General features: G+C 57.9%; 8 protein-coding genes and 1 pseudogene. All 9 read left to right on the top strand.

Going from position 1 to position 9340, the window contains the following annotated elements:
* The first annotated feature begins 350 nt into the window (after nt 1–350).
* The gene (locus tag AC5ZGW_RS44210; RefSeq protein WP_130228987.1) at nt 351–542 is read left to right on the top strand and encodes a CsbD family protein; all 192 of its coding nucleotides are present in this window, start codon (nt 351–353) and stop codon (nt 540–542) included.
* 1460 nt (nt 543–2002) lie between these two features.
* Nucleotides 2003–2923 carry an ABC transporter substrate-binding protein gene (locus tag AC5ZGW_RS44205; protein WP_165435481.1) on the top strand — a complete coding sequence of 307 codons (921 nt, stop codon included), beginning with the start codon at nt 2003–2005 and terminating at the stop codon, nt 2921–2923.
* On the top strand, nt 2920–3171 hold the full coding sequence (locus AC5ZGW_RS44200; RefSeq protein WP_165435480.1) for a hypothetical protein: 252 nt from the start codon (nt 2920–2922) through the stop codon (nt 3169–3171). The genes AC5ZGW_RS44205 and AC5ZGW_RS44200 overlap by 4 nt, the downstream gene beginning before the upstream one ends.
* A gap of 29 nt (nt 3172–3200) precedes the next feature.
* On the top strand, nt 3201–4214 hold the full coding sequence (locus tag AC5ZGW_RS44195; RefSeq protein WP_130228985.1) for an ABC transporter substrate-binding protein: 1014 nt from the start codon (nt 3201–3203) through the stop codon (nt 4212–4214).
* Nucleotides 4215–4338: 124 nt separating this feature from the next.
* Nucleotides 4339–5787 (top strand): HAMP domain-containing sensor histidine kinase, encoded by a 1449-nt coding sequence (locus AC5ZGW_RS44190; RefSeq protein ID WP_165435479.1) that lies wholly within the window; start codon nt 4339–4341, stop codon nt 5785–5787.
* 2 nt (nt 5788–5789) lie between these two features.
* Complete coding sequence (locus tag AC5ZGW_RS44185) at nt 5790–6155, top strand: response regulator (RefSeq protein WP_130228983.1); 366 nt, start codon at nt 5790–5792, stop codon at nt 6153–6155.
* Between the two features lie 57 nt (nt 6156–6212).
* Nucleotides 6213–7298, top strand: a complete 1086-nt coding sequence (locus AC5ZGW_RS44180; protein WP_245474989.1) for an adenylate/guanylate cyclase domain-containing protein — start codon at nt 6213–6215, stop codon at nt 7296–7298.
* 1021 nt (nt 7299–8319) lie between these two features.
* Nucleotides 8320–9135, top strand: a complete 816-nt coding sequence (locus AC5ZGW_RS44175) for an integrase core domain-containing protein (protein ID WP_496114121.1) — start codon at nt 8320–8322, stop codon at nt 9133–9135.
* Nucleotides 9136–9153: 18 nt separating this feature from the next.
* Nucleotides 9154–9340: pseudogene (locus tag AC5ZGW_RS44170) on the top strand (DUF1254 domain-containing protein); the annotation flags it as partial.

Below are 9340 nucleotides of genomic sequence, written 5' to 3'. Positions count from 1 at the left end.
CGAGAGCCGGATGCGGGAGATCTGCCTGTCCGGTTCGACGAGCGGGATGTGGAAACGGAGTCACGGCTACACCACTAAGGCACCGCCAGACGAAAGGGGCGGGAACAGATATGTGTAGCCTAAAGCCACCGCGCCACATCTCGACTCCACCAGATTCGGAATTGGCGGACCAGCACATTTTGGACCGCTTTCGACCCGGTAGCCGACCTACTCCTCGCGTTCGCGATGGCAGTCAAGGGCCAAATTCAGAAGTCTTCGTGTGCGGGGCCGGACCCGTGCTTGTTCTCCGAGGAACCACTGCGTAACTCGTTCGTTGTGCTGGTCTTCCGCACAGCAAAAGGAACACCACCATGGATCGCGAACATGTGAAGGGCGCTGCCGACAAGGCAAAAGGCGCCATCAGAGAAGGTGCCGGTAAGCTCACTGGCGACAAGGAGATGGAAACCGAAGGCAAGATCGACAAGGCGAAGGGATCCGCACACAACGCGGCCGGAGATGTGAAGGATGCAGCGCGGGACGCCGCTGGCGCCCTCAAAAAATAAGCACAAGAGGGAAGACCAAGGCCTAGCCGCCTCCGGGCGGCCTTTTCTTTTGCCACAGGGCGGTCGGGCTGAGTGACGAAGAGCTTGGACGTGCCGCTATGCCCTTTTCGGGGTAGGAGGTGGCATTCCAAACGAAAGACGCCGCTAACTGCGGCGGCCTTACAATTGAGATACGAAAAGGGTAACGCATGCGATCAGCGTTGCCGTACTGAGGGTTACTACGACGAGAGCTTGTTCACTGCGGGCTTGCAAATCATCATCGTCCATTGATCCCAACGCCAGACCGCGCATCTGGTTTCGATGCATGGAGAAAGACTGTCTTGGTTATTTCGGTGGAGCTCAGCAATGGCCGGCCGAACGTACGTTTGGGGCAAAGTCTGAAGAACTCAGCGTGAGCAAATCTTGTCGGCCATGCCACGCCAAGCGGGACCTCGACGAGCGCCATTGCCACTTCGCCGATGGGGCCGGATGGTCCCCGACGTTTCACCATACAAACAGTTGCTCTAGTTAATTCGAAATCAGGCCATTCACATTTTTAACATTGGTAGATGAACGGCTCGGGAAACCGACGGATGCGACTGGAGGCTGGGCGAGGTATGTCGCCTTTAGGGCCATTAACGGAAGTGCACTTCAACGGTCTGAGTTTAGCCGCCCCTGTCGCGCATTGCTTTGAACCGCGTCTCAACCCGCGACGTCAAACCCTAGGCTTATAAAGGAGCTCGACGTAGTCCGGTCTACCTTCCACATCGGACGTTGCAGCGCTCGTGGCAGATCGACGCAAAGGGGACGCTGCGCAGGTTCCTGGATCTCGTCCTGCTCCCGATGCTGTTCCGATCGCTCCTCGGGGAGAGCCCGAAGGACCTCAAGACGGAGCTGTCCGGCTGCGTGCGCGAACGGGTCGGCTTCTTTCTTGCGGCGTGCGAGACGGATTGGGGTGCTCTCGCAAGCTCACGACGGACATGATCGGCTTGGCGAGCCCGCCGCACTTGCGGCGTAAAGGAATCGCGCCGGATATTGCGGCGTGACGTAACGGTTGGAGGGGCGAACAGCACTTAATGCAGCGCCGATCGATCCGGCGATCAGGACAACCCACATGGGCCACGGCATCCACGAATGCGTGCTTTTGATCGGGACCTGATCCGCGGAGGGCATTATGGCCAGCGGTATGTGAACCGCGCAAACAGGCCGAACACGTGGCCGCTCCGACCAAAGCCGGAAAGTGAAGATTCTCGTTGCCAACAGGAGCCGTCCACACATGGCCCATCGCTGCCGCCGACGCGGTAGCGCCACACGTCCGGTCGCAGGGAGAGGCCGGAAGTTCTGAGCGGGCGCTACGCCCACGCGTTTTGGACCCTAAGCCGACAACGCAGCAGAGCCGCCATGTCGGCGGTCTGTGGAAGGCCCGACATTGTAGGATGGTGGCCTTCACACCCCTAGGCCGAGGCCGAGGATTGCTGCGATTGCAAACACGTCAGGTACTCGGCCATATCCGACGTAGCGCAGCAGTGATATCTTTATCGAGAGCGGGGCCCTTTCTCCCGCACATTACCTCGGCCCGAAGTTCGGCCCCCGGAAGTAACCCTAAGGTTCTCGAGGCGGTCCCGATGCCTACGAATCGCCGCGACTTGTTGTTGGCGGGATGCTGCGCCGCCTCCGCTCCGCTGCTTTGGGGCATTACCACTCGGCTCAGGGCCGAAGAGCGCGATCCGCCGCCAGAGACCACTACGCTGCGCCTCGCGAAGAGCCCAAGCCTTTGCATCGCGCCTGTCTACGTCGTCAGAGACCTGCTGAACGCCGAGGGGTTCACAAACGTCGTTCACGTCGAAACCGGGTTCGTAGGTAACGGCTCCGCACAAGACAAAGCGATCTGGAGAAGCAGCGATGTCGACTTCAACCTGAATTTCTCTGGGCCGCTCCTTCTTGAGATCGATAGAGGCCTGAGCACTACCGTTCTGGCCGGGATTCATGTCGGCTGCTTCGAGCTCTTCGCCCGGGAGGGCATACGCAGCGTCGCCGACCTGAAGGGTCGAACCGTCGGCGTCCAATCGCTCGAGTCGCCCCCGCATGTATTCCTGAGCGCGATGGCGACGCTTGTGGGGCTCGATCCCGCCAAGGACATCGAGTGGGTGACGAGCGCGAAGGTCAAGCCGATCGAATTGTTTGCAGATGGCAAGATCGACGCCTTCCTCGGATTTCCGCCAGAACCTCAACGTTTGCGCGCGCAGAACCTCGGGCGCGTTATCGTCAACAGCGCACAGGATCGCCCATGGTCGCAATATTTTGCTGTATGCTGGCGGGCAATCGCGAATTCGTTCGAAGAAATCCTGTTGCCACGAAGCGCGTGGTGCGCGCCATGCTCCGAGCCACGGATTTATGCGTGAGCGAACCGACCGTCGTTGCGAAGCGTATGGTGGATGGGGGGGGCGCGCCTCGCCTGGACTACGCGGTCCAGACGCTTGCGGACGTGCCGTACAACCGCTGGCGCGAGTACGATCCTGAGGACACAATCCGCTTTTACGCACTTCGTCTTCGCGAAGCTGGAATGATCAAGTCAAGCCCTGCGAAACTCATCGCGGATGGAGCTGACTGGCGGTTCCTCAACGCGGTGCGACGTGAATTGGGAGGCTGATCAACTACAGCGCTTTCGAGGAGGTCCCGATGCATACAAACCGTCGCGACTTGCTGCTGGCTGGGGCCTGCGCAGCTTCCGCAGCCCTGTTTGGGAGCGTCTCAGCTCGACTGAGGGCCGAAGAGTCCAATCCGCCGCCGGAGACTCCTACAATTCGGCTTGCGAAGAACCCAAGCATTTGTATCGCACCTCAGTACGTGGTCAGCGATCTATTGAATGCCGAGGGGTTTACAAACGTGGTTTACGTCGACTCCGACGCTGGCGTAGAGCAAACCAGAGCAATCGCGAAGGGCGACATCGACTTCACCCTGCATTTCTCTGGTCCGCTTCTTCTCGAGATCGATCGAGGTGCGAGCATTACTATTGTGGCCGGAGTTCATGTCGGCTGCTTCGAGCTGTTCGCCAAGGAGGGCATACGTAGCGTTGCCGATCTGAAGGGGCGAACCGTCGGCCAGCAGGGGCTTGGCAGTAGCCCGCACGTTTTCATCAGTGCGATGGCGGCGCTTGTCGGACTTGATCCAGCCAAGGATATCGAGTGGGTGACGAGTGCATCGGTTAAGCCGATCGAGTTGTTTGCTGAGGGTAAGATTGACGCGTTCCTTGGATTCCCTCCGGAACCACAGCGCCTGCGTGCGCAGAATATCGGTCATGTCATCGTTAACAGTGCGCAAGATCGCCCATGGTCACAATATTATTGCTGCATGTTGGCGGGGACTCGTGAATTCGTCCGGAAGAATCCCATTGCAACCAAACGTGTAGTTCGCGCCATGCTCCGAGCTACGGATTTGTGCGTCAGCTCGCCAGCCCTTGTTGCGCGGCGGATGGTGGACGGGGGGTTCACGCCTCGTCAGGACTATGCGGCTCAGACGCTTGCGGATGTGCCGTACAACCGCTGGCGCGAATACGATCCCGAGGACACTATCCGCTTTTACGCGCTTCGTCTGCGCGAAGCGAAGATGCTGAAATCGAATCCAGCCAAAATTATCGCGGATGCAGCCGACTGGCGGTTTCTCAAAGAGGTTCGTCGTGAACTTGGAAGCTGATTCGGCGTCGTTCCTTGGCCAGCGTCCACTCCCTGCAAGATTGCGAGGAAGTGGAGATGGCGCGTCGATAAACGACGTTCTTCTCGGTTTTGCACTACGACCCTCATTGCGCACAAAATTGCTGATGGCGTTCTTCGCCATCGAGGTCTTCTTGGTCTCGGTTGGGGTAATCGGACTCCTCTCGCTGCGCGAGGCGGATCAGCGGGCGAACCAAGTCGTTGGTCTGCAGCAGAAGATCGAGGCATATCGGCAGATGCAGCACAATACGCTCCGGCAGCTTTATGGCGTGTCGACAGCGCTCGCCTTTCCAAATGAAACGACGTTGGCAGTTGTGCTGCGGCAGGTCAATCAGTTTGGGTATGACCTTGATCGCGTCTCGTTCGTCGCAAAGGACGAGGTGGCGTTGCTCAACCAAGTGCGCGAAGAATATGCGCGCTTCATAGCCGTCGTTTCAAACATCGCGGAGCTCATCCGCGGTGGACGAGCGGCTGAGGCCAAACAGAGAGAACTCGCGGAGCTCGGACCTCTCGCGGACAAGCTCGAACGACTGACTAATCAATTGGTCAATCGGGCTGAAGCAGACATGGTGGCCGGCATAGATGCGAGCCGACAAACCTACACCAAATCACAGATGCTCGTCACTGTGGTCGCTCTCGCAAGTTTTGTCCTTACGCTGGTCTTAGGACATGCGATCTCCCGCTCGGTGATCGAGCCAGTCCGCATTATTCACGACGGCTTGAACCGGATAGCCGCTGGCGATTTTGCGCAGCGCATAGAGGTGCCCAATCGGGACGAGCTCGGGGAGCTTGCGGCGCACGTTAATTCGACCTGCGACGAGCTGCAGCAGCTCTACCGGAGCCTTGAGGAGGCGAGCCGACACAAATCGCAGTTCCTCGCAAACATGAGTCATGAATTGCGGACACCCTTGAACGCAGTACTCGGCTTTTCGGAGCTCATGCTGGACGGCATATACGGCGATCCGCCAGAGAAGATGCGCCCCGCCATCGAAAGGATCCAACGGAACGGCAGACATCTGCTCGGGCTCATCAACGACGTCCTCGACCTCTCCAAGATTGAGGCCGGACAGCTTCGGCTTTCGCTGGCCGACTATTCGGTGGAGGAGCTGGTAAATGTTGTCCATACCTCCGTTGAGTCGCTCGCCGCGGACAAGAACCTGAGTTTGAGAATTGCCGTTCCCGCTGGCTTGCCGCCCGCGCGGGGAGACGAACGCAGGCTCGCTCAGGCCCTGTTCAATCTCGTTGGTAACGCGATCAAATTCACAGACCGGGGAGAGGTCCGAATAGAAGTGGAGGCGAAGGCAGATTCCTATGTCTTTTCTGTTCAGGACACAGGACCTGGCATCGACGAGGCGGACCAAGCCAGAATCTTCCAGGAATTCCAGCAGGTGGATAACTCGATCACCAAGACGAAGGGAGGCGCGGGGTTGGGCCTCGCAATCGTAAAGCGCATTGTGGAAATGCATGGCGGACGAATCTGGATCCAATCTCGCGTCGGCCAGGGCGCTCGGTTCTCTTTTCTGGTGCCGGCCCGCCTTGAGCAGCAGGCGGTGTAGGCATGAGCAAGCGCGTACTTGTCGTCGAAGACCAGGAGGACAATCGGCAGATTCTGCGCGATCTGCTTGCAAGCGTCGGTTATGAAATGATCGAGGCGCACGACGGCGAAGGAGCGCTCATGGCGGCGCGGACCCATAGCCCGGACCTGATCCTGATGGACATCCAACTGCCTCTTCTCGACGGATATGAGGCGACACGTCGCATAAAAGCGCAGCCGGATCTTCGCGATATTCCAATCATTGTCGTCACCTCCTATGCGCTTAGCGGCGACGAGGAAAAGGCACGCGCGGCTGGCTGCGATGCCTACGTCGCTAAACCCTACAGCGCACGAAAGCTACTTGAGACGATCCATCGATACCTGCCATGAGGGCCCCGTGCGTGGTGATGTGGAGCGGAGATGCATGTCCCACCCCGAATCTTGATCGTGGATGACAACGAAACGAATCGCTGCCTTCTTACCGCGCGCCTCGGTGCCGAGGGTTATCAGACCGTGGAGGCTGAAAACGGCGAGAGGGCGCTCGCGGTCGTGCATGAAGTAGAGCCAGACGTTGTCCTCCTCGACGTCATGATGCCGAAGATCGATGGCTTTGAGGTCTGCCGGCGACTGAAGATCGATACGACGCTGGGATTTGTTCCAATCATCATGGTGACGGCGCGGACCGAATCAGAGGATGTCGTCGCGGGACTCAACGCGGGTGCTGACGAGTATCTGACCAAGCCGGTCGACCATGCAGCCCTCGTTGCGCGTGTGCGCTCCATGCTCCGAATTAAAGAGTTGCATGATCGAGCTGAAGCCCAGGCTCTCGAGCTCGCCGAGTGGAATAGAAGGCTCGAGCAGCGTGTTGAGGAGCAAGTTGTGCAAATTGAACGGGTCAGCCGTTTGAAGCGGTTTCTGTCGCCGCAAATAGCGGAGTTGATTCTTTCTTCATCGACATATGAGCCGTTGGCGAGCCACCGCAGACAGGTAACGATAGTCTTCGGTGACCTTCGCGGTTTCACCGCGTTCGCAGAGACTGCTGAACCCGAAGAGGTGATGGCGGTGATGCAAGAATATCATGCCGCCTTAGGCTCCCTCGTGCACCAGTTTGAAGGCACATTGGAGAGGTTCCTGGGCGACGGAATCATGGTGATTTTCGGCGATCCGATACCTTGTGCAGATCCATGCAACCGAGCTGTCCAAATGGCGGTCGCGATGCGAACCCGCCTATTGGAATTGTCGAATAAGTGGCGGCGTGAAAGACATGACCTTGGTTTTGGAGTCGGCATTGCGTATGGATATGCGACGCTCGGCGCCATCGGTTTTGAGGGACGTTCTGAGTACAGCGCGATCGGTACCGTGGTGAATCTAGCTGCCCGTCTTTGCGCGGAGGCGCGCGACGGTCAGATTCTCGTTGATGGTAAGGTGCGGGAGGCGCTTGACGCGAGGGCGACCGCGGAGCCCGTGGGTGAACTGACGCTCAAGGGGTTGCGTCGTCCGATAGCGGCATACAACGTCGTTGAGATGACTTAGTCCCTTCGAAGCGCCCGGCTGGAGGTCCGGCTCGCCCGGTAACGATGTTTGTTTATAGGCGTAGAGGGGAAGTCGTGGGTACGCGGCCAAACCGACGCGAATGACCCCAACCGGACTTCCGGCAAAGTGCAACCAACCACGTCACGTAACTAGCGATGTAATCGCGGATCGGGAAGTGTCACAGAAAGAGACAGCACAAGCCTACGATTGCGAGAAGGTAAAACAGTGCAGCGATCGGCGTGAAACAATCAAGGTCTACGCCAATCTGGCCGTTTGGCAGCCGCTAGTAAGGAGCAAGCCGGAACGGCCCGGATGAAGCATTCTGCGGCATAAGGATCACTCGACCGCCTGACACCCACGGAAGCACCGTTTGCCGGTGACCAAGCCCACAACCTGCAATAAACCAAATATCGCTTCACCCATTGTGATGAGCCTTTCTACCACTATCATAGGCTCTCAAACCGTTAAGTACAATTTCGCAAGGCCTATGCCCGTGGAGCTCGTATTTGTGGTTACCTATTGGGGCTGTTACATTGTCTGGCCAGTTCTCTTTGGCTGGGCGGTGATGCTCTGCTATACGATCATTCCAGGGTTTGCGTTGGGTTGGCGGCTGCAATTGGCCAATGCGAGCATTCGGACCTATGTTTGGTCGGCTGAACGGCTTTTAGCAAGTTTGTTCGCGTTGATTTTTGATCATCGAATCTTTTTTCGTTGGCATACGCCGGTTCGAAAGCATGACTGCTCAGCTGTCCCTGTCGGAAACCTAATCCGGCTGGTATGTGAGGCCGAATCGCGCCATGCTTCTGTCTCATGAGAGAAGCTTACAGCCTGGTCTGGTCCGTGCTGGTCATATTGTTCCGGTCGCGGGTCTCGTTGGAAGCTGAGATCCTGATCCTTCGTCATCAACTTAACATCCAGCGACGGCATGTGCCGAAGAGAGTGGCCTTCAGTGCCATAGATCGCCTGATTTTTGTTGGGCTGTATCGTTTGGTGCCAAATACCATCAAAAGCGCTGACGATAGTGAAGCCGGATACCATCATCCGTTGGCACCGTGCCGGTTTCAGAGCGTATTGGCGCTGGAAATCGCGGCACCGCTGCGGTCGACCAACTGCACCGTTGGAAATTCGCCGGCTGATCCGCGAGATGAGCATCGTCAACCCGCCGTGGGGAGCGCCGAGAATCCATGGTGAGCTTCTCAAGCTCGGCATCGAGATCGGTCAGACCAGCGTCGCCAAGTATATGGCGCGGAGGAGGGGCCCTCCCTCGCAGGGATGGAAGACGTTTCTTCGCAACCATGCGGATGGCATTGTCGCAATGGACCTCTTCGTCGTGCCGACAATCTCATTCCGACTGCTCTACGGTTTGCTGATCATGGGCCATGGCCGGCGGCAGATCCTGTGGTGCGGGGTGACCGCGCATCCAACTGCCGAATGGATCGCCAATCAACTGACGGAGGCGTGTGGCTGGGAGCAAATCCCTCGTTACCTGATCAGGGACCGCGATGGTGCCTACGCCGAGATATTCACACGCCGGGTGAGATCCATCGGTATCCGAGATCGCCCGACGTCTCCTCGTTCACCCTGGCAAAACGCCCATGCAGAACGGCTGATCGGTTCAATCCGGAGGGAATGCATGGATCATATCGTGGTCTTTGGCGAACGCCATCTGCGCCACGTGCTGCTCTCGTACATGAGCTACTACAATGGCACGCGACCCCATCTGTCATTGAACAAGGACGCGCCGATATCACGCGCCGCCGAGACAGTCGGACGCATTATCTGTCGCCCGATTTTGGGTGGGCTGCACCACCAATATGCCCGGATTGATTTGCGATGAGGACAGGAGGATGGACCGATTTTCGACATCATCGAGGGCGCTGAGGATTTCTGGCTGGCCACGGATGCTTACATCTATGGCTATCCGCTGGTGACCGTCGAAATGACGCGCAGGGTTATTACAAACCAGCCAAAAGTAGAGGGCACACGCGGCCCGATGGGTCAGATCATCAACCTGCGCCAATACCCTAACGCATCTTTTCGTG

The sequence above is a fragment of the Bradyrhizobium sp. Crot121 genome, assembly GCF_059512385.1.
This window is presented reverse-complemented; position numbering and strand designations above follow the sequence as displayed.

What these genes read in the sequence shown, in the direction of transcription:
- AC5ZGW_RS44210 (WP_130228987.1), top strand. Translation starts at nt 351, where the DNA reads ATGGATCGCGAACATGTGAAGGGCGCTGCCGACAAGGCAAAAGGCGCC.
- AC5ZGW_RS44195 (WP_130228985.1), top strand. Translation starts at nt 3,201, where the DNA reads ATGCATACAAACCGTCGCGACTTGCTGCTGGCTGGGGCCTGCGCAGCT.
- AC5ZGW_RS44190 (WP_165435479.1), top strand. Translation starts at nt 4,339, where the DNA reads ATGGCGTTCTTCGCCATCGAGGTCTTCTTGGTCTCGGTTGGGGTAATC.
- AC5ZGW_RS44185 (WP_130228983.1), top strand. Translation starts at nt 5,790, where the DNA reads ATGAGCAAGCGCGTACTTGTCGTCGAAGACCAGGAGGACAATCGGCAG.